Source organism: Thauera terpenica 58Eu, assembly GCF_000443165.1.
GTDB classification, from domain to species: domain Bacteria; phylum Pseudomonadota; class Gammaproteobacteria; order Burkholderiales; family Rhodocyclaceae; genus Thauera; species Thauera terpenica.
This window is the reverse complement of sequence record NZ_ATJV01000042.1, coordinates 55738-81322: the sequence shown is the minus strand read 5'-3', so window position 1 is coordinate 81322 and position 25585 is coordinate 55738. Positions and strand designations below refer to the sequence as shown.

Below are 25585 nucleotides of genomic sequence, written 5' to 3'. Positions count from 1 at the left end.
GGGCGAGCAGAGGACAAGGCGGGAGCTGCGGCGCTGACGGCGACAGGCCGGGGGGCGAGTTTAGCCCTGCTTCAGCACCAGCGGCAGGCCGGCGGCCACGAACACCACGCGCGGGCACAGCGCCGCCACCGCCTGGTTGAGTCGTCCGGCTTCGTCGCGAAACAGCCGCCCCAGCGCGGTCTCCGGCACCAGCCCGAGGCCGACCTCGTTGGCAACCAGGATGACGTGGCCGGGCAGGCTTGGCAGGCAGGCGAGCAGGGCGTCGCGCTCGCGGCGGAACAGGGGCAGGGCCTGGGCATCGGCGCCCGGCGCCAGGGTGTCGGCGTCCGCCAGCAGGTTGCTGAGCCACAGGCTCAGGCAGTCCACGATCACGCAGCGCTCGACAGCGGCCTCGCGCGCGAGCGCGGCGGCCAGCTCGATGGGCTCTTCCAGGGTGCGCCAGTGCGCGGGGCGGTCGGCCTGATGACGGTGGATGCGGGCGCTCATCTCCGCGTCGAGCGCCTCGGCGGTGGCGATCACCGTCACCGCCATGCCGCCCTCGGCGGCGCGCTGTTCGGCCGCGCGGCTCTTGCCCGAGCGTGCGCCGCCCAGAATCAATTCACATGCCATGGTCCGGTCGCGCCTCATGGTTTCAAAACGGTGTTTTATTGCAGTGCGCAATACTGCCCCGTACGTTATCATCCGCCCCCACTGCTCCGTAAGGGGCGGCGCGTTATCGGTGCCCGTGGGCGTATCTCGCCCTCGGCTTAAACGGGAAACAGGTGCGCGGCTTGTCGTCAGGACAAGGCCGCAATGCCTGTGCTGCCCCCGCAACGGTAAGTGCGCGCAAGGCGAGTCATGCTGCCACTGGGAATTTTCCTGGGAAGGCGACCCGCCCGTGCGGCCCTCGGGCCGACACAGCGCACCAGCCCGGAGACCGGCCGTAACGCGAAATGGCGGATGTGCCGCGGGGTGGCGGCGACGGGTGCGGTGTGTCCTGCTCTCTTCGAGTCTACTCAAACGTGGTGCGTCCATATGAAGCTGCCATGGCTTGCGGGGACGCAGACCATGGCGAAGGGAGCTCCCAGCATGAAAATCCGTCTTTCCGCGCTCGTCTCCGCGTGTGCGCTCGCCTATCCGTTCGCTGCCCTTGCGCAGGCCAATGATGCCCAGCTTGGCCATGTCGTGGTTACCGCCACCCGTCAGCCGATCAGCGCTGACCAGGCGCTGGCCAGTGTCGACGTGATCGAGCGCGACGAAATCGCGCGCGCCGGCCATTCCAGCCTCCTGACCCTTCTCGCGGCGCGCCCCGGCGTGCAGATGGCGCGCAACGGCGGCCCTGGCTCGAGCGGCAGCGTCTTCATTCGCGGCGCCAATTCGGGTCACACCCTGTTGCTTGTCGATGGTGTGCGCATCGGTTCGGCCACCAGTGGTTCGCCCGTGCTGGAGACGATTCCGCTTGAAGTCGTCGAACGCATCGAGATCCTGCGCGGACCGGCGAGTGCGCTCTATGGCGCAGACGCGCTCGGTGGCGTGATTCAGGTGTTCACCCGCAAGGGGCGCGAAGGCTTCCAGCCCTCGGTGCGCGTCGGCGCTGGCAGCGACGGTGCGCGCCAAGGCAGCGTCACCCTGGCCGGTGGAAACAAGACCCTGCGCTACAGCCTGACTGCAGGTCACGAGCGCAGCGATGGCTTCAATGCGCGAACGCCATCGCAGACCGCCCACGACCGCGATGATGACGGCTTCCGCGAGGACTATCTGGCGGCCTCGCTTACCCTGGATCTCGGCGGCAAGGATGAAATCGGCGCCAGCGTGCTGTATTCCGACATGCGAAACTGGTTCGATGCGGCGCAGTCCTTCAATTCCTACCTCGACAAGCAGACGGAGACCTTGGGTCTGCATCTGCGCAAGCAACACACGGCGGAGTGGACGAGCACGCTGCGCTTCGGCTACGGCTTCGATGGGCTGGAGAATCAGTCCAACGCGCGCTCGCGCTCGCGCTTCGACACGACGCAGCGACAGTTGAGCTGGCAGCACGACCTCGCGCTCGGCGGCGGGTCCTTGATGGCCGCTTACGAGTTTCTGCAGCAGCGTGTCGACACGACCGCGAACTATGAGACAAGCCGCCGTAACATCAACGCCTTCCTGCTTGGCTGGGGCGGGGAGTTCGGCAGCCATCATGTGCAGCTCAACACCCGCCACGATCGCAACTCGCAGTTCGGTGGCAAGACCACCGGCACCGCGGCTTACGGCTACCGGCTTACGCCCGAGTGGCGGGCCCATGCCAGCATCGGCACTGCGTTCAAGGCGCCGACCTTCAATGATCTCTATTATCCGGTTGAGTGCTATCCGCTATGGGGCTGCTTTGGCGGCAACCCGGCGCTCAAGGCGGAGGAGGCCCTCAATCGCGAGCTCGGTGTGGCGTGGGAGCGCGGCAATGTCAGCGCGGGCCTGAGCTATTTCAACAACCGGGCGAAGAACCTGATCGACTGGAGCAGCGGCATCGCCTCCAACGTCGGCACTGCGGACATCCAGGGGGTCGAGGCGTCCCTGGCGACCCTGGTTGCCGGGTACCGGGTGCGCGCCAGCGTCGACCTGCTCGACGCCGAGGACAAGCAGACCGGTGATGAACTCGGACGGCGCGCCCGTGTTGGCGGATCACTGGGGATTGAGCGTGCGCTTGGCGCGTGGGCCTGGGGCGTGGAATGGAACGGGCAAGGGCGGCGTTATGATCGCATTCCGAACAGTCCGAGCACTCGCCTCGATGGCTATGGTCTGTTGAATGCCTATGTCCACTACGCAGTGGCGCCGGACTGGAGCGTCGAGCTGCGCGCCAACAACCTCCTCGACAAGGGCTACGAGCTTGCCAAGAACTATGGCACCCAGGGGGCAAATGCCTTCATCGCCGTGCGTTACGCCATGCACTAAGCGATGCTCGTCGCATCTGATCGTCATCCCGTGGGCCGAGGTCTGGGGCTGATGCGATCGGGCCGCCGCCATCGTCTTGTGTTCGCCGTCGGTCTGCTGTCGGCAGTGCTGGCGCTTGTCTGGGCGCTGGTCGCCGGCGACATGCCGATCAGCCTGGGCGAGGTGTTCGCAGCCCTTGGCGGCGGTGAGGGCATGACCGCCGCCATCATCCGCGAGCTGCGCCTGCCGCGCGCGGTGGCGGCCTTCGTCAGCGGTGGCCTGCTCGCCACCGCCGGGGCGTTGATGCAGGTGCTGCTGCGCAATCCACTGGCCGACCCTTACATTCTCGGCATCTCGGGCGGAGCGGCGGTGGGCGCGCTGCTGGGGATGACGCTGGGCGTGGCTGCGCTGGCGGTGGATGCGCTCGCCTTTGGCGGTGCGCTGACGGCGATGCTGCTGGTGTTCGGCCTCGCTCATGGTGATGGCAGCTGGACGCAGACGCGCTTGCTGCTCACCGGTGTCATTGTCGCCGCCGGCTGTGGCGCGGCGGTGTCCTTGATGCTGGCGCTGGCGCCGGATACACGGGTGATGTCGATGCTGTTCTGGATGATGGGCGACGCCAGCGCCGCGGCCCGGCCCTGGCCGGCAGCGCTGGTGCTGGTGGTGGCGGTGGCGGCGGTGCAGCCCTTCGCGCGCGACCTCAACGTGCTCGCACGCGGCGAGCTCAGCGCGCGTGCGCTCGGTGTGCAGGTGCAAAGGCTGCGCATGGCGCTGTATGTGCTGGCTTCGCTGCTGACCGCCACCGCGGTGACGCTGGTGGGCTCGGTCGGTTTCGTCGGTCTGATCATCCCGCACCTGGTGCGGCTGGTGCTGGGCAATGACCAGCGCGTGCTGATTCCGGCGGCCGCGCTCGCCGGCGGCACGCTGCTCACCCTGGCCGACACCGCGGCGCGCACCGTGATTGCGCCGCAGCAGCTGCCGGTGGGGGTGCTCACCGCGCTGATCGGGGTGCCGGTGTTTCTGTTTCTGCTCGCGAGGCATCCGCGATGAGCGCACGCCACGGCGACGAGGCCCCTCTGCTCGAGGCCGAAGGGCTGGCGCTGCAGGTGGGTGAGCGCTGGCTGTGCTGCGAGTTCAGCCTGCGTCTGGTCGCGGGCGAATGTCTTGCCCTGCTTGGCCCCAACGGCGCCGGCAAGACCACCTTGCTGCACACCCTGGCGGGTTTGCGTGCGCCCTCCGTGGGCCAGGTGCGGCTCGCCGGCAAGCCCTATGCCGCGTGGCCGGCGCTGGAAGCGGCGCGCTGTCGCGGCCTGCTGGTGCAGCAGCAGCCCGACCAGTTTGGCGCCAGCGTGCTGGAAACCGTGCTCATCGGGCGCCACCCCCATCTCGGACGCTGGGGCTGGGAGAGCGCCGCGGATGAAGCCCTCGCCCGCCAGGCGCTGGCCGAGGTCGGCCTGCAGGGCTTCGAGGCGAGGGAGGTGCTGACCCTGTCCGGGGGCGAGCGCCAGCGCGTGGCCATCGCCACCTTGCTGGCGCAGGCGCCGCAATTGTTCCTGCTCGACGAGCCGCTGAATCATCTCGATCTGCACTATCAGATCACCACGCTCGAGCTCTTTCGCGCCCTCATCCGCGCACAAGGGATGCAGCGTGCGGTGGTGATGGTGCTGCACGACATCAACCTCGCGGCGCGCTATGCCGACCACGTCATCCTGCTCGATGGCCGTGGCGGGGTGATCGCGGGCGACCGCGAGGCGGTGCTGCGCGCTGATCTGCTGAGTCAGGCTTTCGGCCATCCGCTGCGCCGCGTCGACAGCGCGGGGCGGGTGATCTTTGTCCCTGATTGAGACGGCCGCGCCCAGCCTGCGCGCCTGTGTCAGACTTCAGCACAACGCATACACGGAAGGTTTTGCATGTCCCTGCCTGATCTCGCTGTCTTTCGCCCCGGCCCGGTGCCGGGCCATGTCTATCTGGTCGGGGCCGGACCGGGTGACCCGGAACTGCTGACCTTGCGCGGCGCCCGTCTGGTGGCAGGTGCGGATGTGGTGGTGTATGACAATCTGGTGGCGCCGGCGCTGCTCGATCTGGCGCCTGCTGCAGCTGAGCGCATCTACGTCGGCAAGAAGGCGGCCGATCACAGCCTGCCGCAGGAGGCGATCAACGCGCTGCTGGTGCGCCTGGCGCAGGCGGGCAAGAGCGTGGTGCGCCTGAAGGGCGGCGACCCCTTCATCTTCGGTCGTGGCGGCGAGGAAATGGAGGATCTGCTGGAGGCGGGAATCACCGTCGAGGTGGTGCCGGGCGTGACCGCCGCCGCCGGTGTGGCGGCGTATGCGGGTATTCCGCTCACCCATCGCGACCATGCACATTCGGTAGTGTTCACCACCGGCTTTCTCAAGGATGGGGCGCTCGATCTCGACTGGCCCTTGCTCGCCCATCGCGGCCAGACTCTGGTGATCTACATGGGGGTGTCGCGGCTGGCCGAAATCTGCGCGCAATTGGTCGCCCACGGCTTGCCGGCGACGACGCCCGTGGCGGTGATAGAGCGCGGCACCACCCATGCGCAGCGCATCGTGAAGGCCGAGCTTGCCACCCTGGCCGACGAGGTGCTGCGCGCGGGCATCCGCCCGCCCTCGCTGACCATCGTCGGCGACGTCGTCAAGCTGTATCCACGCCTGAGCTGGTTCCAGCCCGAGGCGCCGCCTGCCGCTTCACCGCTGCCGCACGCTGGCTGTGCGGTGGTGCATACCTCGCGCGAGCCTTGAGCCGTGGTGGATGGCTCCGGGCTTCGTGCCCCTGCCGCAGCCTGGACGACCGCGCGCTGTGCGGCCTTGTTCATTGCGGCGCCGGCCTCCGGCCAGGGCAAGACCACGGTCACCGCGGCGCTGGCGCGCCTGCATGTGCGCCTGGGGCGCAGGGTGCGGGTGTTCAAGTGCGGGCCGGATTTTCTTGATCCGCAGATCCATGCGGTGGCCAGTGCGGCGCCGGTGCATAACCTCGATCTGGGCATGTGCGGCGAAGCCGATATTGCCTGGCGCCTGCACGCCGCCGCGCAAGAGGCGGATCTGATCCTGGTCGAAGGCGTGATGGGCTTGTACGACGGTACGCCCTCGGGCGCCGACATCGCGCGCCGCTTCGGCATCCCGGTGATGGCAGTGATCGACGCGCGCGCGATGGCGCAGACCTTTGCTGCCGTGGCCTTCGGACTGGCGCACTATCAGGAGGGCCTGGCCTTTGCCGGCGTGCTCGCCAACCACGTGGGCAGCGCCTACCATGCCGAGCTGCTGCGCCAGGCTGTGCCCGCGGGCATGCGCTGGTTCGGTGCGCTCATGCGCGACGCCGACGCCGCGCTGCCCGAGCGCCATCTGGGCTTGATGCAGGCCGCCGAGATCGCTGATCTCGATCAGCGCCTGGATCGTCTCGCCGATCATCTGCAAGGCACTGGCGCAGCCGAGCTGCCGCCGGCGGTCGACTTTGTGCCCGCGTTCGCGCCCGCGCTGCCGCCGCTGCTGGCCGGCAAGCGCATTGCGATTGCGCGCGATGCGGCCTATGGCTTCATCTACCCGGCCAACCTCGACACCTTGCAGGCGCTGGGGGCGGAGCTCGCCTTTTTCTCGCCGCTGGCCGGAGATGCCCTGCCGACGGACAGTGACGCAGTGTGGCTGCCGGGCGGCTACCCCGAGTTGCACGGCGCTGCGCTGGTGGCCAACAGCGCGCTGTGGTCCGGGTTGCGCGCCCATGTCGCCGCGGGCAAGCCGGTGCTGGCCGAATGTGGCGGCCTCATGAGTCTGCTCGACAGCATCGTGGACAAGGCCGGTGTGGTCCATGCGGGTGTCGGCTTGCTGCCCGGGCGCGCGCTGATGCAGGCGCGCCTGGTCGCGCTGGGCATGCAGCATGTGGACTTGGCGCAAGGCCGCCTGAGCGGACACAGCTTTCATTACTCCAGGATGGAGACCCCGCTGCTGCCCTGCTTGCGCGCGCAGCGTCCCGATGGTGGCGAGGGCGAGGCAGTGTACCGGGTGGGCTCGATCACCGCGTCCTACGTGCACTTCTGGTTCCCGTCCAATCCGGCGGCGGTGGCGGCCCTGCTCGGCGCAGCGGGCGAAATGACGTGTGGCAAAATGGAAGGGTGGTGTACTTGCAATCCTTCGTCGTAAAAGAGGCCAGGAATGAAGCTGCTTTCCCGCATCACCGGTAATCTCACCGTGGCCATTCCAGTGGCGATGCTGCTGGGTCTGGGCTACGGCCTGATCGCACCGACCGCCTGGCTGCGCACCCTGATCGTGCCGCTGACGCTGCTGATGGTGTATCCGATGATGGTCAACCTCAAGCTGCGCACCCTGCTCGTGGGCGGCGATGGCAAGGCGCAGCTGCTCGCGCAGGCGATCAATTTCGCGGTGATTCCCTTTGTCGCCTTCGCGCTCGGGCGGCTGTGGTTTCCCGAGCAGCCTTACTTCGCGCTTGGCTTGTTGCTGGCGTCCTTGCTGCCCACCAGCGGCATGACCATCGCCTGGACCGGATTTGCCAAGGGCAATCTTCCTGCCGCGATCAAGATGACGGTGGTGGGGCTGATCCTCGGTTCGCTGCTCACGCCTTTGTATGTGCAATGGTTGATGGGCGCGACGGTGGCGGTGGATCTGTTCGAGATCTTCCTGCAGATCGTGCTCGTGGTCTTCCTGCCCATGCTCGCGGGCCAGCTCACCCAGGCCCATCTGCTGCGCCGGCATGGGCAGCAGGCTTTCCAGTTGCACTGGGCGCCGCGCTTCCCGCCGCTGTCCACGCTGGGCGTGCTGGGCATCGTGTTCGTGGCGCTCGCCCTCAAGGGCACGACGCTGTTGGCCCACCCCGAGATGCTGCTCGACATCCTGCTGCCGCTGTTCGTCCTCTACCTCTTCAACTATGCCTTCAGCACCTTCGTCGCCAGGCGACTGCTGCCGCGCGGTGACGCCATTGCCCTGGTCTATGGCACGGTGATGCGCAACCTGTCGATTGCCCTTGCCCTGGCGATGAACGCTTTTGGTGCCGCCGGCGAGGACGCGGCGCTGCTGATTGCCGTTGCCTATGTCATCCAGGTGCAGTCTGCGGCCTGGTATGTGAAGTTCAGTGATCGTTTCTTTGGGCCGAAGCCGGTCTGAGTCTTCAGGAGAATTCAAGCCATGCAATACACGCTCTTCATGGACAAGTACCCCACTCATCATGTCGATCTGCTCAAGACCGAAACTGCCTGCACCTCGGTGGATGAGATCATCGCCTTCTTTTCTGCCAAGGTGGAGGCGGACCCGCGCGCTGGCCTGATCGCGGAGTTCGATCACTACGCCCACACCCGTGCGCTGCCCGATGGCGAGATCGCCCCGAACATCCGTGCGGCCAAGCATCTGGTGTTCTGTTTCGGCATCAAGCTGCCCAACCCGCTGGCGATGGCGCCGCGGCCGCGCTCGATCGGCGTGTGCGAACTTGACGACCGCTTCACCATCGCCTTTCTTGAGGCCCCCAACCCGGCCATGAACACCACCATGCAGGAGTGGGTGAAGGAGCTCGAAGGCTTCACCCCAGGCTCCGCCTGAATGTTTGCTTGCGACGCAGCGCTGCGGGCTGGCGCGTGTGTGGGCCGGCCGAGCGCTGCCATGGCAGCGTTATAATTCCCCCATCACCTCCCATCAGGAATCCGCCGTGTCCGAGCGCCTCACCGTTGGCCTGCAATACGTCCTGCCCAAGCGTGCCCTCACCCAGCTTGCGGGCAAGCTCGCCGGCGTGCGTGCGGGCAAGCTGACGGCGGCCGTCATCCGCTGGTTCATCAAGCGCTATGGCGTGAACATGGACGAGGCCGCAAACCCCGATCCGGCCAGCTACGCCAGCTTCAACGAGTTTTTCACGCGCCCGCTGCGTGAAGGCATGCGTCCACTTGCCGAGGCCGACTACGTCTGCCCGGTCGATGGCGCGATCAGCCAGTTCGGGCCCATCGAGCGTGATCAGATCTTCCAGGCCAAGGGCCACTTCTACAGTGCGAGCACGCTGGTCGGTGGGGACCGCAGCCTGGCGGCGCGCTTCGAGGACGGCGAGTTCGCCACCCTCTATCTCAGCCCGCGCGACTATCACCGCATCCACATGCCCTGCGACGGGCGCCTGACGCAGATGATCTACGTGCCGGGTGAGCTGTTCTCGGTGAACCCGGCCACCGCGCGCGGCGTACCCGGCTTGTTCGCGCGCAACGAGCGTGTGGTGTGCGTGTTCGAAGGCGAGAGCGGTCCCTTCGTGATGGTGCTGGTGGGCGCGACCATCGTCGGTAGCATGGCGACGACGTGGCACGGCGTGGTCAATCCACCACGGCGGCCCGACATCGAGAAGTACGCCTATGCGGCGGGTGAGGTCGAACTGCGCAAGGGCGACGAAATGGGGCGCTTCCTGCTGGGTTCGACGGTGGTGATGCTGTTCCCGAAGTGCACGCTGCGCTTTTCCTCCGACTGGGCGGCGGCGAGCCCGGTGCGTCTGGGCGAGGCGATGGGGCACAAGCTCAGCCAGTAGGCGGGCTCACCGTCAGCATTCACAGACAGGCAGTGCGTGCGCCACGCCTGTCTGTGGCCACGGGTGACGATCCGCGCCGCCCTGGCGCTGGCTTCAGCGCGAGCTGAACAGACGCATGCGTTTGTGGGCGCCGGGAGGCAGTGCGCCAAGCAGGGCGCCCACCGAGACCACGACGATGCCGATGATGCTCGTCGGGCCCAGGGTTTCGTCGAGGATGAGAAAACCACCGATGGCAGAAAATGCGGGCACCAGGGCGAGCATCATCGAGGCCTCTCCCGCGCCCACCTTCTGCACCGCATAGCTGTACAGGCCGCCGGCCAGCAGGGCGGCGATGATGCCCTGATAGACGCACTGCAGGGTGATCGCCCCCCAGCTCGCGTCGCCGATGGCAGCAGGCAGCCACAGCACATACACCGGTAGGTAGGCCAGGGCAGAGAAGCTGGCGATGCCCAGAATGCCGAGCTGGGGCCGGATCTGCCAGCGCCGCATCAGCAGGCCGAAGATCGCCCAGCACAGCGCGGCGCCCAGGAAGAGCAGGTCGCCTATCCATTGCTCGCCACGGGCGCTCGCGAACAGGCTCTGAAAGCCGATCAGCAGCAGGCCGCAGCTCGACAGCAGGAGCGCGATCACGGTCTGACGTGGAATACGGAATTGCGTCATCACCGCCATGATGATCACGGTCCAGAATGGAATGCCGCCATTGACGAAGACGCCGGCATGCGCGCTCGGCGCGAAGGCGAAGCCCGAATACACCATGATGCCGTAGCCCAGCCCGCCAAACAGCGCCAGCACCGCATGCCGGGGCCAGTCCTGGCGCGGTACGAAACGCAGGAAGAGCGGCAGCGCGATCGCGCCTGATACGCCGAAGCGCATCGCCGCAATGTCGAAGGGGGTGAAGGTGGCGGTGGCGCCGAGCCGCGACACGATGTTGAAGCCCGACCAGAACAGCACCACGATGAGCGCGGCGAGCAGGCCTTTGCCTGCGTCCGGGTTGCTGGTGTGAGAGCTGGTCAATGGCGCTCCGCTGCAAGGCTGGCGCCGACCGTGCCGCCTGGGGCGAAACGGTCGGCTGAGCTGAAGGTGGCTGGCGAGCGTCGCGGAGTGGCGAAAAAAGCTCGCCAGGGTGTCATCTCCACGCCCGCAAGGGAGTGGGCGTGGAGCAGCAAGCGCTCAAGCCAGGTTCAAGCGCCGGGCAGCTTCGCGCAATTCGGCGCGGAAGTCCGGATGGGCGATGCCGATCAAGGCCTCGGCGCGCTGCTTGGCAGTCTTGCCGCGGAGCTGGGCGACGCCATACTCGGTGACCACGTAGTTGATGTCGTTCTTGCTCGTGGTGACATGCGTGCCTGGCGACAGCACGGGCGCGATGCGCGACACGGTGTCGTTCTTTGCGGTCGAGGGCAGCACGATGAAGGCCTTGCCGCCCTTCGAGCGGTTGGCGGCGCGCACGAAGTCCACCTGGCCGCCGGTGCCCGAGTAGGGAAGGTGACCCAGACTCTCCGAGCCGCACTGGCCGAGCAGGTCGATCTGCATGGTGGCGTTCACCGCGCACAGATTGTCGTTCTGCGCGGCAAGATAGGGATCGTTGGTGAAGTCCACCGGGTGCATCTCCACCGTCGGGTTGCGGTGCAGGAAGCGGTACAGCCTGCGTGAGCCCAGGGCGAAGGTGGCGATGCTCTTGCCCGTCATGAAGGTCTTGCGCCGGTTGGTCACCGCGCCCGACTCGATCAGCGACAGGATGCCGTCGCCGATCATTTCGGAATGAATGCCAAGGTCGCGTTTGTGCTGCAACTGCATCACCACGGCGTCGGGAATGCCGCCGTAACCCACCTGCAAGGTCGCGCCGTTGTCGATCAGGTCGGCCACGTACTTGCCGATAGCCTCCTGCACCGGCCCGATCTGCGGCAGGCCGACTTCGAACAAGGGTTCGTCGCTCTCCACCAGCGCGGACACCTGGGACAGGTGCACGTGGCAGTTGCCGTTGGCGAAGGGGACGTTCGGGTTGACTTCGAGCAGGATGACGCGCGCCTGGCGCACTGCCGCCATGGTGTAGTCCGGCCCCAGCGACAGGCTGAAGAAGCCGTGCTCGTCCATCGGCGAAGCCATCGACACGACGACGTCGGCAGGCAGCTGGCCGCGGTCGATCAGCATCGGCAGTTCGGAGAAGTAGGCCGGAATGAAGTCGACCCAGCCGGCCTGGCCGCCAGCGCGGTTGGCGCCGCCAAAGAAGTAGGCGTCGTGGCGGACGTTGGCGCGGGTCTCAGGGTCGAGATAGGCAAACTTGCGCAGCGGCAGGATCTGGCTCACCGCCACGTCATTGAGCGTATGGCGACGTGCGGACAGCGCTTCGAGCAAGGCGGGCGGTTCACCCACGCCGGTGGGGACGACGATGGTGTCGCCATCGCGAACCAGGGCGACGGCGTCGGCCGCCGTCATGCGTTTCTCTTGGTACAGGGTTTCCGGCTTGCTCATGCTGTCTCCACGGCGGGTTGAGCCCTTGTGCAGGGCGGCGGCATTATTTCGATGCGCCCGGATTATACCTGTTTCCATACTTTAGCGTATGGAGCCTGCATCAATTCGCTCAGCCCGCCGTGGGTGTGACTCAGCGTTCGCCGCCGCCGGGCTTGGACGAGAACAGCGCTGCACGCGGGGTGGGGCGGCGGTTCTGGCTCTGGCCGCTGCGGTTGCCGGCGCCCTCGGGGCGGCGGTTGGCCGGTGCGCGATTGCCATCGACTTCCGCGCGCTGCGATGAGCTGACACGGTTGCCGTCGACTTCCTGGGTGCGTGCCTGGGGTGCGCGATTGCCATCGACCTCACGCCCATCGCTCTGGCGGGGTGCGCGGTTGCCATCGGCCTCGGTGCGCGGGCGCTGGGCTGGGCGCGCGCCCGGCCTGCTCGGCGCGCTGCTGCTGCGCCCGCCGCCGGGGCGGTCTGCGCTGCGCGTGGCCGTTGCGCTCGGCTGTGGGCGTCCTTGGGTGTTGCGTCCGCCGCCACGGCGCGGCATGGGCTCGCGCTCATGATCGGCGTCATGCGCGGCTTCGCTGCCGGCGCTGGGCACAAAGTCGACGGCCACCGCGCGCTCGATCTGGCGCTTGATCAGGCGTTCAATCGCGGTCAGCAGCTTCACCTCTTCGCGGTCGACGAGCGAGATCGCGTGCCCGGCTGCGCCTGCACGGCCGGTGCGGCCGATGCGGTGTACGTAGTCTTCGGCCACGCTGGGCAGCTCGAAGTTCACCACCTGTGGCAGCTGGTCGATGTCCAGACCGCGGGCGGCGATGTCGGTCGCGACCAGCACCGGGAGCGAGCCGTCCTTGAACTGCGCGAGCGCGCGCGTGCGCGCCGCCTGGCTCTTGTTGCCATGGATGGCGGTTGCCGGGATGTCGTGCTTGCTCAGGTATTCGGCGAGCTTGTTGGCGCCATGCTTGGTGCGGGTGAACACCAGGGCCTGGAACCACTGCTTTTCCTTGATCAGGTGGGCGAGCAGCTCGCGCTTCTGCTTCTGGCCGACCATGTACACCGCTTGCTCGACGCGCTCGGCGGTGGTGTTGCGCGGCGCCACTTCGACCGTGGCCGGGTCGTGCAGCAGGCCACGGGTGAGCTCGCGGATCTCGTCCGAGAAGGTGGCCGAGAACAGCAGGTTCTGGCGCTTCTTCGGCAGCAGCGCGAGCACCTTGCGGATGTCACGGATGAAGCCCATGTCGAGCATGCGGTCGGCTTCGTCCAGCACCAGGATCTCCACCCCCGACAGGTCCAGCGTGCGCTGGCCGACGTGGTCGAGCAAGCGCCCGGGCGTGGCGACGAGGATGTCGACGCGCTTCTTCAGGGCGCTGATCTGCGGGTTGATGTTGACCCCGCCGAACATCACCAGTGAAGACAGCGCCAGGTGCTTGCCGTAGGTCTTGACCGACTCCTCGACCTGGGCCGCGAGTTCGCGCGTCGGGGTCATGATCAGGCAGCGCGGACGGCCAGGCGGGTGCGGATGAGCGTGGGTTTGCGACAGGATGTGCAGCAAGGGCAGGGTGAAGCCCGCGGTCTTGCCGGTGCCGGTCTGGGCCGCAGCCAGCAGATCGCGGCCGGCGAGCACCTGCGGGATGGCCTTGACCTGAATCGGCGTCGGCGAGGTATAGCCGGCTTCGCCAATGGCGCGCAGGATGGGGTCTGCCAGCTCAAGGCTGGCGAAAGTCACTTCGGAATTCATGTAGTCGTTTCCGGCGCCAGCCCGTCGCGCTTCGTGGCGACACCAATCCGGACTGACGGGAGAGATCCGCGGCAGGGTGCCAGCAGGATCGTTGCAGGAGCAGCCGCGGTCGATTGGTCAATTCGCGGGCAGTCAGCACTATAGACGTTAAGTCGGCCTGGCGCGAGCGCTTTCCTTGTTTTTTGTGCGGCGCAGCGAGGCTGGCATCTGCGCTCACCACGTTTCAGCGTTCCGGTCTTATATAAGAGAAACATTGTGCAGGCCACTGACGTATACTTTTGGCCCTGGCCGACCTGAAATCTCCCATGAAATCGATCGCTTCGGGCAAACGACTGTTCAAGCTGCGCAAGCGCCTCGCGCGGCGGATGAGTTTGCTTGCCCTCGCCGGTCTGGCCGTGTGCACGTTCATGCTGGCGATGCTGGTCGGTGGGTTCATTCTTGCGCTGGCCAACAGCTGGGCTGCGATCAGCGCCGGACAGCCGCTTGCGAGCGGGCTGTGGAGCCTGGCCGGCGTCATGCTGGCGCTGTGTGCGATCGCGCTCGCCGATGTCGTATTCAGCGCGCCGCCGCGCCCGCAAGGTATCCGGCTGCCGCCTACGGCCGCTGCCGAATTGTTCCGGCTGCTCGACACCACCGCGGCGCGCTTGCGCATTGCGCCCATTCGGGCGGTGTACATCACCGACGACATGAACGCCCACATCCACCAGCGCCCGGTCTGGGGCGTGGTCGGCCCGCTGCGCACCTACCTGATGATCGGCCTGCCGCTGGCGCACAGCCTGTCTCCGACCCAGTTTGCCGCCGTGCTGGCGCACGAACTGGCGCATGTTGCGGCGCAGCGCCGGGGCTGGTCCGGCGTGGGCGGTGCGCTGCGGGCGTGGTGGGCGCGCACGCTCGACCGTGCGAGCGCGCGGTTTGCGTCGATTTCGCCGTGGCTGGACGCGAAGTCGCTCAATCTGTGTCTGGCGATGCTGCGTCTCGCCCGCATCGAGGAGTTCGAGGCCGACGCGATCGCGGCCGAGCTGGTCGGTCGCGGTCTGATGGGTGAGGCCCTGGTCGAGGTGAGCCTGAAGTCGCACTTTCTCGAGCGAGATTACTGGCCCCATGTCGAGGCCCATCGCACCGGGCAGGCGCAGCCTTCGCTACGCCCCTACCGCGATATGGCGCTGGGCGTCCAGGTCGGCTTCATGCGCACGGTGTCCGACCATGCGGTGGCAATCGAGGGCACGGCACAGCAGCGTTTTGCCTTTCACCCCAGCTTGCAGCGCCGCCTCAGCGCCCTGGGCGTGCCTTGCCGCGTGCCCGAAGATGATCCCACCTCGGCCGCGGTGCATTTCCTGCGTCCCGTGCTGCCAAGCCTGGCCTGGGTGTTCGACCGCGCCTGGGGGCGGGCCTGGCGGGCACAGCGGCGCACGCGCTACGAGATGCACGGCGACGACTGAGTGCGCGCGCTGGCTGCTTTTGCGGCGGGCTCAGTTTTTCGGCGCTGGCGCTGCGGGCGACCGTTCAGCGCGTCTTGCGCGTACCGACTCGAGCTGTTCACACAGCTGGCTGGCGCCGTCGAGGATGCGTGGCGTGTGGCGCTGCACGATGTCGGGCGGAATGAAGAACAGGTTGCCGTGGGCGTTGGCCGCCAGATCTGGCCAGCGCTTCCACTGATCCAGCCACTCCGGGCGCGCCGCGCCCATGCCGCTGGCAACGATGGCCTCAGGGTTGGCCGCGAGCACGGCCTCGACGCCGATCGTCGGCGACAGCGTGCCCAGCGTGCCGAACACGTTGCGCCCGCCACACAGGCGGATGACGTCGGCGATCAGGTGTTCGTCATTGATCGTCATCAGCGGCCTGTCCCAGATCTGGTAGAAGGTGCTGACCGGTGCGCGCTCCTGATAGCGCGCCGACAGGCTGGCGTGGCGGGCGCGAAAGCGCGCCGCAGCGGCGGCGGCGGGTGCGCTGGTGCCGGCCAGCGTGCCGAACTGCTCCAGGCTGCGGGCAACGTCGTCCAGGCTGCGCGGCTCGTTCAGGAACACCGGGATGCCCAGCGCGCGCAGGCGGTCGAGGTGGGCGTTGCGGTTGCCGCTGCGCCAGGCCACAACGAGGTCAGGCCGCAAGGCCGCCACCGCCTCCAGGTCCACCTTGCTGTAGCCCCCCACTTGCGGCAGCGCCGTAGCCTCGGGTGGAAAGTCACTGTAAGCCACCACGCCCACCACTTGCGCGCCCGCCCCGGCCGCGAACAGCAGCTCGGTGACGTGCGGCGCCAGGCTCACGATGCGCTGCGCCGGACGCTCGAGGCGGAGGTGATTGCCCGCGTCGTCGGTGATCTCGATCGCGCTGTCAGCGCTGGCGGTGGAAGCCGAGGCGTGGGTGAGCGCGGGCGCGCTCATCAGGCTCATCAGGCCCAGCAGCGTGCACAGGCTGATGCACGTCCCTGCCCGTGCGCGGGCGACAGGCTTCAGCCGCGAGACCGGACGTGAAGCGCCGTCCAGGGAATCGGCATGCAGTGAGTTGGTACGCAGAAAATCGGCCATGGTTTGGGGTAGCTCAGGTGTACGGCTTGCAGGGGCTGGCGCGGCGCTCATGCGGTGTCGCCGCGCTGGAGTTCATGCGGGTGCACGGCAGGCCGCGAGAGCCTGTTCGAGTCGCGACCAGCCCGCTTCGTCGGGCGGCAGGCCAAAGCGCAGCGCAGGAGGGTGGGTAAACAGCCGGGTCAGGATGCCACGCTGGGCGAGCGCGTGGTGCAGTGCGGCGGCGGCGGGAAGCTCGGGCAGCGCAATCCACTGGAACAGGCAGGTGCCGGTGCACCCGCCCAGGCCGGCCCGGCGCAACAGTTGGGCGAGGCGCTGGCCGTCGCGCCTGAGCTGCGCGCGCGCGCCGGCCTGCCACGCGACATCGGCCAGCGCGCTGCGTGCGACATGGCGTGCCGGGCCGCTGATCGTCCACGGGCCGAGTTGCTCCGCCAGTTGCGCCCGCACTGCGGCCGGCGCCAGCACGAAGCCGACGCGGGCGCCGGCGAGCCCGAAGAACTTGCCCAGCGAGCGCAGCACCACCAGACCGTCGGCGCCTGCCATCGGCGCCAGGCTGGCATCGGGGGTGGGGTCGATGAAGGCCTCGTCCACCACCAGCCAGCCCCCGCGGCGCGCCAGGCGCGCGTGCCAGTCCAGCAGCCGGCTGCGCTCGAACAGCGCGCCCGTGGGGTTGTTGGGCTGCACCAGCACCACGATGTCGCTGGCGTCGACCGCGGCCTCGGCGGCTTCGGCGGCTTCGGCGGCTTCGGCGGCGTCCGCATCGGCAGCGAAAAAATGTGGGGCGCGCGCGCGCCAGGCATGCGCATGCTCGGCATAGCTCGGCGCCAGCAGACTGACACGCGCGCCGCTGAGCACGGCGGGCAGGGCCTGAATGGCGGGTTGAGAGCCCGCCACCGCGAGCAGCGCGCTGCTGCCGTAATAAGCAGCGGCGGCGGCGTCGAGACCGTCATCGTCCTCGGGCAGGCGCTGCCAGGCGGAGGCGGGTACGGCGGGGGCGGGGTAGGCATTGGGGTTGATGCCGGTCGACAGGTCCACCCAGTCGGCCACGGCAATGCCGTAGTGCTGTGCGGCGCGGCGCAGGCGGCCGCCGTGTTCAAGCATGAGCCCAGCCTGCCAGCGTGATGACGACGGCCAGCGCGCTGGTGATGGCCAGCCACAGCACGCTGCCGCGGCGCACGAGGGTGATCGCGGCGCGAATTGCGCCCGCATCGGGTGTGCGCCCTGCACCCAGGGGCGGACGCTGTTCCCACTGGCCGTGGTAGAGCGCGCCGCCGCCCAGGGCCACGCCGAGGGCGCCCGCGCCCGCAGCCATCACCGGGCCGGCGTTGGGGCTGTCCCAGGCCGCAGCCTGCGTGCGCCAGCACTTCAGCGCGCAGCGGGTGTTGCCGAGCACCGCGTAAGTGAGCGCGGTCAGGCGTGCCGGCAGGGCGTTGAGCACATCGTCGATGCGCGCCGCGGCCCAGCCGAAGTGCAGGTAGCGCGGGGTGCGATAGCCCCACATCGCGTCCAGGGTATTGGCCAGGCGAAACAGCAGCACCCCGCCACCGCCGCCCAGCAAGAACCAGAACAGGGCGCCGAACACCGCGTCGTTGCCGTTCTCCAGCACCGATTCGGTGCCCGCGCGCGCCACGCCCGCAGCGTCCAGCGCGCCCGTGTCGCGGCTGACGATCCAGCTCACGTGCGCACGCGCGCTGTCGACATCGCCCGCAGCCAGCGGCGCCGCCACCGCTTCGGCATGCTCGGCCAGGCTGCGCCCGCCCAGCGCAAGGTAGAGCAGGGCGATATCGAGCGGCCAGTGCGCAAGCGGGTGTGTTGCACGCAGCGCCAGCGCCAGCGCCAGCCACGGCAGCACCGCGAGCGCCCATGCCAGCATGCCTGCGCCGCGATGCGTGCCGACGTGGCGGCGGGTGGCGGCTTCCAGCGCGCGCGCCCAGCGTCCAAAGCCGACCAGCGGGTGAAAACGTCGAGCTTCACCCAGGAGGCGGTCGGCGAGCAGGCCAGCGGCCATTTTCAGTGCGAGAACGAAGAGGGCGGAGAGCAAGATCGGTGACCGTGAGCAAGACAAGAACCGCGGCGTTGCAGGATGAGGTTTGCACCGCAGCAAGACCGTCGCCAGCGCCAGCGCCGCAGCCGGCCTGTGACGCGCGTGAATGGGCGATAATCCACCGCCCAACTCGAAGAGCCCGGATTCTACGCCATGCCTCCCCCGATTACGCTGATGGTGCAGGGCACCACCTCCGATGCCGGCAAGAGCACGCTGGTTGCCGGCCTGGCGCGCATCCTGCGTCGCCGCGGGCTGCAGGTGGCGCCCTTCAAGCCGCAGAACATGGCGCTCAACGCCGCCGTCACCGCAGACGGGGGCGAAATCGGTCGTGCCCAGGCCTTGCAGGCGCTGGCCGCCGGCCTCGCCCCGCATACCGACTTCAACCCGGTGCTGCTCAAGCCCTCGAGCGACATCGGCGCCCAGGTCATCATCCATGGGCGCGTGGTGGCGAGTCTCTCGGCGCGTGACTACCACGCCTACAAGCCTACCGCGATGGCGGCGGTGATGCAGAGCTGGGAGCGCTTGTGCGCGCGCTACGACGCGGTGCTGGTCGAAGGCGCAGGCAGCCCGGCCGAGATCAACCTGCGTGACCGTGACATCGCCAACATGGGCTTTGCCGAGGCCGCCGACGTGCCGGTGGTGCTGGTGGCCGACATCGACCGTGGCGGCGTGTTTGCCCACCTGGTCGGCACCCTCGAGCTGCTGTCGGCGTCCGAGCAGGCGCGCGTCAGGGGCTTCATCATCAACCGCTTTCGCGGCGACATCAGCCTGCTGCAGCCCGGTCTGGACTGGCTGGAAGCGCGCACCGGGCGCAAGGTGTTCGGCGTGCTGCCCTACCTGCACGGCCTGTTTCTCGACGCCGAGGACGGACTCGGCGATGCAGTGGCGGAGGGGGCGGGCGCAGCGGGCGCACTGCGCGTGGTGGCGCCGGTCCATCCGCGCATCTCCAACCATACCGACCTCGATGCGTTGCGCCTGCACCCTCAGGTGGACTTCCACTGGGTGGGGCCGGGGCAGGCGATCCCGCCTGCGGACCTGATCGTGCTGGCGGGCTCCAAGAGCGTGCAGGCCGATCTGGCCTGGCTGCGCGCCCAGGGCTGGGACGAGGCGATCGCGCGCCACCTGCGTTATGGCGGCAAGCTCATCGGTATCTGCGGCGGCTTTCAGATGCTCGGTCGCAGCCTGGCCGACCCGCTTGGGCTGGAAGGCGAGGCCGGCACCGCCCCCGGGCTGGGCTGGCTGGAGATGGAAACCGAGCTCAAACCGGACAAGCAGCTCGGCACCGTCAGCGGCCACCTGGATGGCGCGCTCGGTGGCGGCGCAGCAGTGGTGAGCGGCTACGAAATCCACATGGGCGTGTCCTGGGGTGCGGCGCTGCAGCGCCCGGCGCTGTGGCTGGAGAGCGCCGCGGGCAAGCGTGCGGACGGCGCGCTGTCGGCCGATGGGCAGATTCTTGGCACTTATGTGCATGGGCTGTTCGACGCCCCCCAGGCGCTGTCGGCCTTGCTGGCCTGGGCGGGGCTCAAGGACGTGCAGCCGATCGATCTGGCGGCACGCCGCGAAGCGGACATCGAGCGCCTTGCCGACGCGCTGGAAACCTCTTGCGCGATCGACGCTCTGTTTGACCATCGCCTGCCCACGCAGCCCACCCTCTCACCCTTGTCGCCCCCATGAGCACTGACACCCCGCGCCTGCATGGCGCCGAATCCTCGCCGCTGGGCCGCCCCGCCGCCTACCGTGACACCTATGCACCCGATCTGCTGTTCCCGATCGAGCGCCAGCTCAAGCGTGACGAGCTGGGCCTGAAGGCCGACGACCTGCCCTTCATCGGTGAGGACTTGTGGAACGCCTACGAGCTGTCCTGGCTGGACCTGCGCGGCAAGCCGGTGGTGGCGCTGGCGCAGTTCCGGGTGCCGGCGAACTCGCCGCGCCTGATCGAATCCAAGTCGCTCAAGCTCTACCTGAACGCTTACAACCAGCAGCGCTGCGCTGATGTGGGCACGGTGCAGGCGATGATTGCCTGCGACCTCGTGGCTGCGGCGGGCGCCGCGGTGGCGGTGCGCATCACGCCGCTGACCCAGCGCCCACAGCGCAGCTCAAGCTATCCGCAGGGCTTCTGCCTGGATCAGCTCGAGCTCGACATCGACACCTATGAGCCGGCGCCGGACTTGTTGCATGCGCACGGCAGCGAGGTGAGCGAGACCCTGTACTCGCATCTGCTGAAGTCGAATTGTCTGGTGACCGGTCAGCCTGACTGGGGCATGCTGGTGGTGCGCTACACCGGCCCGGCGATGGATCGTGCCGGGCTGCTGCGTTACCTGGTGTCCTTTCGCACCCACAACGAGTTCCATGAGCAATGTGTCGAGCGCGTGTTCTGCGACATCCTTGCGCGCTGCCGGCCGCGTGAGCTCGCGGTGTGGGCGCGCTACACGCGGCGTGGCGGGCTGGACATCAACCCCTTTCGTACCAGTCATGCGGGCCTGCAGGCCGATGAGGGCATGGAGGTCAGGCAGTAGGCAGGGCGAGTACGACGCATGCAGGAAGGCGCTTCTTGATATGGGTTAAATCCGTGCCTGATGCCGGCCATTCGTGCATGAAAAAGCTGTTTCCAAGGGTGTCCATCGATAGGAAAAAGCTCGACCCTGAGTTAACATCGGTCACGCCTTAAACCGGCCCACAACAACGAGGTAAGGAATATGAAACTGTTCGTCGCAGCCGCGCTTGCCGCGGGTCTCCTCTCCAGCGCTCCGGCTTTTGCCGATGAAGCCATGGCCAAGGCCAAGAACTGCATGGCCTGTCACGCGTTGGACAAGAAGCTGGTTGGCCCGGCCTACAAGGAAGTCGCTGCCAAGTATGCAGGCCAGGCTGATGCCGAGGCCATGCTGGTGACCAAGGTGCAGAAAGGTGGCGTAGGCGCATGGGGCAAGGTCCCGATGCCTCCCAACCCGCAGGTCAATGACGCCGAAGCCAAGGCACTGGTGCACTGGGTGCTGTCGCTCAAGTAATCCCTTGCACGCTTTGCATGGGCCCCACATGGGCAGGTGCAAGACAAGAAAGGCCGACTGTGATGTCGGCCTTTGACGTTTACGCCCGCTGTGCGCACGCGCTCGCTGTCTGGCCCGCCCGGGGTCAGTGGGCGCCGAACAGCAGCTCGGGCTGGCGCAACCACTCGAGCGCTTCGTGGGCCGGTGCGGGACGGGCGAAATGGTAGCCCTGCATGATGTCGCAGCCCAGTAGCTGCAGGGTCTCGGCCTGGTGGAGTTGTTCCACGCCCTCCGCCACGACGTCGAGGTCGAAGCCGCGCGCGATGCCGGTGATGGCCGAGATGATGGGGTTGCTCTTCGGTCCCTCGAGTGCGCGCACGAAGCTGCGGTCTATCTTCAGCGTGCTCACCGGAAAACTCTGCAAGTAGGCGAGTGCCGAATAGCCGGTGCCAAAGTCATCGATGGCGATGCTGATGCCGGCGCCGCGCAACTCCTTGACCTTGACCGCGACGCCGGCGGCGTTGTTCATCATCAGGCTTTCGGTGATCTCGAGTTCGATGCGGGCGGGCGGCAGCGCATGGCGCTGCAGGCAGTCGGTGATCGAGCTCACGATGTCACGGCGGTCGAAATCCAGCGCTGACATATTGACCGACATGCGCACCTCCAGGTGGCCGTCGCTGCGCCACTGCACCAGCTGCGTGCAAGCCTCTTCCAGCACCCAGCGGCTTATTTCGCCGATGAGGCCGAGTTCTTCGGCGATCTCGATGAAGCTGTTCGGCGTCAGCTTGCCGAGCACCGGGTGGTTCCAGCGCAGCAAGGCCTCCATGCCGATGATCTGGCGGCGACTGACGCTGACCTGAGGCTGGTAATGAAGTTCGAATTCCTTGCGTTGGAGCGCATCGCGCAAGTCGTTCTCGAGTGCAATACGCTCGCGGTGATGGGTGTTGAACGAGGGCTCGAAGAAGCGGAAGGCGTTCTTGCCCGCACGCTTGACCTGGTACATGGCGACGTCGGCATTGCGCGTCAGCTCTTCAGCCGTACTGCCATCACGTGGGAAGAGCGCGATGCCGATGCTGGCCGTCACCCGATAGTCACCGTGGCTGAGCGCAATCGGGGTCTCGAGGGCGGCGAGGATCTTGGTGCCGATGAGTTCGGCGTCCTGTGTCAGCTTGATGTCCGGCAGCAGTACGGTGAATTCGTCACCGCCGAGTCGCGCCAGGGTGTCACCGCGGCGCAGCGTGCTCGACAGCCGGCTTGCGATCGCACGCAGCAGGGCGTCGCCCTCGGCGTGACCGAAGGTGTCATTGACGAGCTTGAAGCGGTCGATGTCGATGAACATCACCGCCAGCGTGCCGCTGCGGCGCTGTGCCTGCGTGATCGCCAGTTCGAGGCGATCCTTGAACAGCACGCGGTTGGGCAGGAGGGTGAGCTGGTCGTGAAAGGCCTGAAAGCTGATGATCTCTTCGGCGCGCTTGCGCTCGGAGATGTCGCGTGCGACCCCGTAGAGTCCGGCGCCGCCGCTGTGCGTCGGCATGGGCGAGGCGGTGAGCGCAACGGTGATGCCGTCGTTGTTGATGCCGTGATTGCAGCGCAAACGCAGCTCGAGGTTGAAATTCTCGGTGAGGGAGGTGCTGGACTGGGCCAGCAGGCTGCACGCCCGATCGATGTCCTCGGGCATGATCAGGGTGGTGAAGGGGCGACGCAGCAAGGCCTTGCGCTCGAAGCCGAGTAGCGAGCTGACGCGTGGGCTGATGTAGCTGAAGCGGCCTTCGGCATCGAGGGTGAAGATCAGGTCGGGTGAGCTTTCGACCAGATAGCGATGCAGGCGCTCGGATGCCTTCAGGCGCAGGCCCATGGCGCGGTTGGTCTTTTCCAGCGCGCCCTTGTGCAGGGCGCCGTCCACCGCGCGCTGCAGCTGCGCCACGTGGTAGGGCTTGCGCACGTAGTTGTCGGCACCACGGCGCAGTGCGCTGATTGCGGCGTCGATGGCATCCTCGCCGCTGATGATGATCACGGCCTCGTCCCGGCGACGCTCCACCAGCCAGTCCAGCACGGCAAGGCCGGATGCGTCCGGCAGGCGGTAGTCGAGCAGCACGAGGTCGTAGTGCTGCTGCTCGAGGCGCGCAATGGTCTCGCCTATGCTCGCCGCTTCGTCGAAGCTGCGCCCGGGCTGGGCGAGCACGTGCGGAAAGGTCCGACGCAGCGCCGGATCGTCATCGACGATCAGAATGCGAAAGCTGGGCTCCACGGGGAGTGGGCTTTGCGGAGGCTGGAAAGGTTTGTCGCCCGGGATCGACATGAAGCGCTGAGAGCGTGTCTGAAATATTATTTAGAACGCTCATGATGCAACACTGCGCCCCTTTGTTCCAGTGGTAGAAATATCTGGAAGCGGGTGCCCGCGCCGGGCTGACTGCGACAGAGGATGGTGGCGCCCCATTGCGCCAGTATTTCGCGCACCACGGTGAGGCCGACGCCTTGATGGCCGTCGCCCTTCGTGCTTGCGCGGGGCATGAAGGGCGCGCTGGCGCGCTCCGGCGGCAGGCCGGGGCCGTTGTCGACGAGGCGGAGCTCGAGACTGGCGCGCCCATCGACGGTGACCTGCGACAAGGCCGACACCACCAGACGTTGACCGGGCAGCAAAGCCTCGGAGGCGTTACGGAAGAGATTGAGCAGCACCTGCTTGAGGGCGGAGGCGGGCACGGCCGCAGGCGGGAGATCGCGTGCTGCGCGCAACTCGAGCTGGATGCCGCGCTCGGCGAAGAGCGCTTCACCGTAAATCGAGCGCATGTCGAGCAGCAATTCAGGCACGCCACAGCGTGCGACCTCGACCTCGTCCAGCGGCAGGCTGCTGGCCGTGCGCATGAGCTTGTCGATGCGATCGAGCTCAGTGTTGAGCAGCACCATCTCGTCCTGCAGCGGGGTGTCTTCGGGGCGCTGCATGCCGAGCATCTCAAGCCGGCTCTTGAGTACCGTCAGCGGGTTGGTGACCTCATGTGCAATCTTGCGCACATGGTCGTGGAAGCGTTGCTGGAGCAAGGCTTCGCGCGCTGCAATCTCGTTGCGATGGCGCTGTGCAGCGTGCAGGGAGCGTGCCGCCGCACCGAGCAGGGCGGCGTAGCGCCAGCGCAGCTCGCTGCTCAACGCATGCTCATGATCCAGCCCGATCAGGGCTACCATGGGCTGGCCGTTGGCGGTGAGCGGCAGGCAGCACAAGCCCTTGTGTCCCAGCCAGCCGGCGATCTGCCAGTCGGCAAGGCTGCGCCCGGGCTGCCGGTTGTGAAAGAGGACGGTGCTTGCATGGGCGTTGCGGGCACACAGCGCGATCACGCTCTTGTCGTCGTCGACGCGCAGCTGCAGCTCGTCGATCAGGGCCGACAGCGCGGCGCTGGGCGCGGGCAGCATGGTGCGCAGACGCCCGCTGTCATCGACGGTGAGCAAGGGCGGCACCTGCTGCAGACCAAACAGCGGGCAGGCGCTGGCGAGGCGGTCCTGGACCTGTTGTGGTTCGAGGTCGAAAAAGGCGGCGGTGAGCAGGCCCAGCATGCCGGCGCTGCGATAGGGGTCATCGCTCACCGTGGCCGGCAAGTGCGTCTCACTCGTGCACGGCAGGGCAGGCGCTGCCGGATAGGCCGCATGTCCGGCCACGATGTAGGCGACGTCGGTGCGCATGCTGCTGAGCACGCCTTCGTGCAGGCCGGTGAGGCGGGCCACCTCGGGCAGGTGTTCCTGCCACTGCGGATACGCAAGGCGCTCGGCGGCGAGTGCGAGCGCGAGCAGCGGATGTGCGCCCTCGAGCTGCTCTTCCATCACCGTGCCCAGTTCGAGCGCGTCGCCAAGGCTGGCCGGCAGGCCACAGTCACGAATCAGTTTCGACAGCTGCTGCGCCTGGCGCGTCTGCTGCGCGCAGGCTTTCACCCCGGGCGTGCTCGCCGCGCTGGTCTCGCCGGGCGGCCGCCTGGCATTGCCAAAGCCGCGCCACAGCCCGGCAAGATAGGCCTCGTCGGGGCGTGGATAGCGCGTTTCGATCGCCAGGTGCAGCGCGCATTCGGCGCGCAGCAGGGCGAGGTCGGGGGCGCTGCCGCAGTCGGTGTTGGTGTTGCCCAGACCGAGCAGCCAGGCACGCAGCAGGTCGGGGCCGAGACGTTCCAGGCGTCGTCTGAGCACGCTGTTCAGGCCATCGCTGAGCTCGTCGGCGGCGACGGGCTGGGCAATCAGCAGCGCGAGGCTGAGTGCAGGGTCGCGCGCAACGACGAGTGCGACCTCCGGCCAGTTCGGTGAACTGGCCGCCAGCAGACGCAGGATGGTCATCGCGCCTGCAGCCTGGGGCTGGAGTTCCAGATCAGTGAAGGCGGCAGGGAACATGGTTTGAAGCACGGATGGTCGGGCAGAGAGCAGATACTAGCCTGCGCTCGTGCGCGCGAATGTGACGCATGTTGCGTTT

21 protein-coding genes and 1 riboswitch are annotated in these 25585 nt (G+C 67.5%); of the genes, 12 read left to right on the top strand and 9 right to left on the bottom strand.

The features are described 5' to 3' along the window. Positions 1-60 precede the first annotated feature (60 nt). Complete coding sequence (gene cobU, locus M622_RS24890; RefSeq protein WP_021248286.1) at positions 61-609, bottom strand: bifunctional adenosylcobinamide kinase/adenosylcobinamide-phosphate guanylyltransferase; 549 nt, start codon at positions 607-609, stop codon at positions 61-63. 89 nt (positions 610-698) lie between these two features. Next, positions 699-939, top strand: a riboswitch (cobalamin riboswitch). 129 nt (positions 940-1068) lie between these two features. Between cobU and M622_RS24885 the strand changes: the two genes are divergently transcribed. From M622_RS24885 to asd, 8 genes are all read left to right on the top strand, one after another. Then, positions 1069-2907 (top strand): TonB-dependent receptor domain-containing protein, encoded by a 1839-nt coding sequence (locus tag M622_RS24885; RefSeq protein WP_021248285.1) that lies wholly within the window; start codon positions 1069-1071, stop codon positions 2905-2907. A 51-nt stretch (positions 2908-2958) separates the two neighbouring features. Beyond that, positions 2959-3936, top strand: a complete 978-nt coding sequence (locus M622_RS24880; protein ID WP_031346364.1) for a FecCD family ABC transporter permease — start codon at positions 2959-2961, stop codon at positions 3934-3936. Continuing rightward, on the top strand, positions 3933-4730 hold the full coding sequence (locus tag M622_RS24875; RefSeq protein WP_021248283.1) for an ABC transporter ATP-binding protein: 798 nt from the start codon (positions 3933-3935) through the stop codon (positions 4728-4730). The genes M622_RS24880 and M622_RS24875 overlap by 4 nt, the downstream gene beginning before the upstream one ends. Before the next feature lie 66 nt (positions 4731-4796). Further along, positions 4797-5645 (top strand): uroporphyrinogen-III C-methyltransferase, encoded by an 849-nt coding sequence (cobA, locus tag M622_RS24870; protein ID WP_021248282.1) that lies wholly within the window; start codon positions 4797-4799, stop codon positions 5643-5645. A gap of 6 nt (positions 5646-5651) precedes the next feature. Next, entirely contained in the window at positions 5652-7037 is a 1386-nt protein-coding gene (locus M622_RS24865; protein ID WP_021248281.1) for a cobyrinic acid a,c-diamide synthase CobB, read from the top strand. A 12-nt stretch (positions 7038-7049) separates the two neighbouring features. Further along, a complete protein-coding gene (locus M622_RS24860) occupies positions 7050-8015 on the top strand; it encodes an arsenic resistance protein (protein WP_021248280.1) in 966 nt (321 codons plus the stop codon). Between the two features lie 21 nt (positions 8016-8036). Further along, entirely contained in the window at positions 8037-8444 is a 408-nt protein-coding gene (locus M622_RS24855; protein ID WP_021248279.1) for a DUF6858 family protein, read from the top strand. A gap of 106 nt (positions 8445-8550) precedes the next feature. After that, positions 8551-9402 (top strand): archaetidylserine decarboxylase, encoded by an 852-nt coding sequence (gene asd / locus M622_RS24850; protein WP_031346362.1) that lies wholly within the window; start codon positions 8551-8553, stop codon positions 9400-9402. Positions 9403-9495: 93 nt separating this feature from the next. Here the strand turns inward: asd and M622_RS24845 are convergent, their stop codons facing one another. The 3 genes from M622_RS24845 to M622_RS24835 all read right to left on the bottom strand — a co-directional run bounded on the left by M622_RS24845 (position 9496) and on the right by M622_RS24835 (position 13597). Continuing rightward, positions 9496-10416, bottom strand: a complete 921-nt coding sequence (locus M622_RS24845; RefSeq protein WP_021248277.1) for a DMT family transporter — start codon at positions 10414-10416, stop codon at positions 9496-9498. 156 nt (positions 10417-10572) lie between these two features. Then, on the bottom strand, positions 10573-11871 hold the full coding sequence (locus tag M622_RS24840) for an acetyl-CoA hydrolase/transferase family protein (RefSeq protein ID WP_021248276.1): 1299 nt from the start codon (positions 11869-11871) through the stop codon (positions 10573-10575). A 130-nt stretch (positions 11872-12001) separates the two neighbouring features. Beyond that, positions 12002-13597: a DEAD/DEAH box helicase gene (locus M622_RS24835; protein ID WP_021248275.1), complete on the bottom strand. Its 1596-nt coding sequence runs from the start codon at positions 13595-13597 to the stop codon at positions 12002-12004. Positions 13598-13902: 305 nt separating this feature from the next. Between M622_RS24835 and M622_RS24830 the strand changes: the two genes are divergently transcribed. Continuing rightward, positions 13903-15036: a M48 family metallopeptidase gene (locus M622_RS24830; protein WP_021248274.1), complete on the top strand. Its 1134-nt coding sequence runs from the start codon at positions 13903-13905 to the stop codon at positions 15034-15036. Positions 15037-15066: 30 nt separating this feature from the next. On the opposite strand, the gene M622_RS24825 is transcribed toward M622_RS24830, so the two are convergent. The 3 genes from M622_RS24825 to cbiB all read right to left on the bottom strand — a co-directional run bounded on the left by M622_RS24825 (position 15067) and on the right by cbiB (position 18124). Beyond that, positions 15067-15984: a cobalamin-binding protein gene (locus tag M622_RS24825; RefSeq protein WP_052028677.1), complete on the bottom strand. Its 918-nt coding sequence runs from the start codon at positions 15982-15984 to the stop codon at positions 15067-15069. 207 nt (positions 15985-16191) lie between these two features. Further along, positions 16192-17217 (bottom strand): threonine-phosphate decarboxylase CobD, encoded by a 1026-nt coding sequence (cobD, locus tag M622_RS24820; protein WP_021248272.1) that lies wholly within the window; start codon positions 17215-17217, stop codon positions 16192-16194. Continuing rightward, complete coding sequence (gene cbiB / locus M622_RS24815; RefSeq protein WP_021248271.1) at positions 17210-18124, bottom strand: adenosylcobinamide-phosphate synthase CbiB; 915 nt, start codon at positions 18122-18124, stop codon at positions 17210-17212. The genes cobD and cbiB overlap by 8 nt, the downstream gene beginning before the upstream one ends. Before the next feature lie 189 nt (positions 18125-18313). Between cbiB and M622_RS24810 the strand changes: the two genes are divergently transcribed. From M622_RS24810 to M622_RS24800, 3 genes are all read left to right on the top strand, one after another. Next, a complete protein-coding gene (locus M622_RS24810) occupies positions 18314-19834 on the top strand; it encodes a cobyric acid synthase (protein WP_031346359.1) in 1521 nt (506 codons plus the stop codon). Next, positions 19831-20676 carry an NADPH-dependent 7-cyano-7-deazaguanine reductase QueF gene (gene queF, locus M622_RS24805; protein ID WP_021248269.1) on the top strand — a complete coding sequence of 282 codons (846 nt, stop codon included), beginning with the start codon at positions 19831-19833 and terminating at the stop codon, positions 20674-20676. The genes M622_RS24810 and queF overlap by 4 nt, the downstream gene beginning before the upstream one ends. Before the next feature lie 180 nt (positions 20677-20856). Beyond that, complete coding sequence (locus tag M622_RS24800) at positions 20857-21165, top strand: c-type cytochrome (RefSeq protein ID WP_021248268.1); 309 nt, start codon at positions 20857-20859, stop codon at positions 21163-21165. 124 nt (positions 21166-21289) lie between these two features. On the opposite strand, the gene M622_RS24795 is transcribed toward M622_RS24800, so the two are convergent. After that, on the bottom strand, positions 21290-23443 hold the full coding sequence (locus tag M622_RS24795; RefSeq protein WP_031346358.1) for a putative bifunctional diguanylate cyclase/phosphodiesterase: 2154 nt from the start codon (positions 23441-23443) through the stop codon (positions 21290-21292). A gap of 26 nt (positions 23444-23469) precedes the next feature. Continuing rightward, the gene (locus tag M622_RS24790; protein ID WP_021248266.1) at positions 23470-25506 is read right to left on the bottom strand and encodes an ATP-binding protein; all 2037 of its coding nucleotides are present in this window, start codon (positions 25504-25506) and stop codon (positions 23470-23472) included. Positions 25507-25585 lie beyond the last annotated feature (79 nt).

Excerpts from the sequence above, each read along its gene's own strand:
- cobU (WP_021248286.1), bottom strand. The coding sequence starts at position 609 with ATGGCATGTGAATTGATTCTGGGCGGCGCACGCTCGGGCAAGAGCCGC.
- M622_RS24885 (WP_021248285.1), top strand. The coding sequence starts at position 1,069 with ATGAAAATCCGTCTTTCCGCGCTCGTCTCCGCGTGTGCGCTCGCCTAT.
- M622_RS24880 (WP_031346364.1), top strand. The coding sequence starts at position 2,959 with ATGCGATCGGGCCGCCGCCATCGTCTTGTGTTCGCCGTCGGTCTGCTG.
- M622_RS24875 (WP_021248283.1), top strand. The coding sequence starts at position 3,933 with ATGAGCGCACGCCACGGCGACGAGGCCCCTCTGCTCGAGGCCGAAGGG.
- cobA (WP_021248282.1), top strand. The coding sequence starts at position 4,797 with ATGTCCCTGCCTGATCTCGCTGTCTTTCGCCCCGGCCCGGTGCCGGGC.
- M622_RS24860 (WP_021248280.1), top strand. The coding sequence starts at position 7,050 with ATGAAGCTGCTTTCCCGCATCACCGGTAATCTCACCGTGGCCATTCCA.
- M622_RS24855 (WP_021248279.1), top strand. The coding sequence starts at position 8,037 with ATGCAATACACGCTCTTCATGGACAAGTACCCCACTCATCATGTCGAT.
- M622_RS24840 (WP_021248276.1), bottom strand. The coding sequence starts at position 11,871 with ATGAGCAAGCCGGAAACCCTGTACCAAGAGAAACGCATGACGGCGGCC.
- M622_RS24835 (WP_021248275.1), bottom strand. The coding sequence starts at position 13,597 with ATGAATTCCGAAGTGACTTTCGCCAGCCTTGAGCTGGCAGACCCCATC.
- M622_RS24830 (WP_021248274.1), top strand. The coding sequence starts at position 13,903 with ATGAAATCGATCGCTTCGGGCAAACGACTGTTCAAGCTGCGCAAGCGC.
- M622_RS24825 (WP_052028677.1), bottom strand. The coding sequence starts at position 15,984 with ATGAGCCTGATGAGCGCGCCCGCGCTCACCCACGCCTCGGCTTCCACC.
- cobD (WP_021248272.1), bottom strand. The coding sequence starts at position 17,217 with ATGCTTGAACACGGCGGCCGCCTGCGCCGCGCCGCACAGCACTACGGC.
- cbiB (WP_021248271.1), bottom strand. The coding sequence starts at position 18,124 with ATGGCCGCTGGCCTGCTCGCCGACCGCCTCCTGGGTGAAGCTCGACGT.
- M622_RS24810 (WP_031346359.1), top strand. The coding sequence starts at position 18,314 with ATGCCTCCCCCGATTACGCTGATGGTGCAGGGCACCACCTCCGATGCC.
- queF (WP_021248269.1), top strand. The coding sequence starts at position 19,831 with ATGAGCACTGACACCCCGCGCCTGCATGGCGCCGAATCCTCGCCGCTG.
- M622_RS24800 (WP_021248268.1), top strand. The coding sequence starts at position 20,857 with ATGAAACTGTTCGTCGCAGCCGCGCTTGCCGCGGGTCTCCTCTCCAGC.
- M622_RS24795 (WP_031346358.1), bottom strand. The coding sequence starts at position 23,443 with ATGTCGATCCCGGGCGACAAACCTTTCCAGCCTCCGCAAAGCCCACTC.
- M622_RS24790 (WP_021248266.1), bottom strand. The coding sequence starts at position 25,506 with ATGTTCCCTGCCGCCTTCACTGATCTGGAACTCCAGCCCCAGGCTGCA.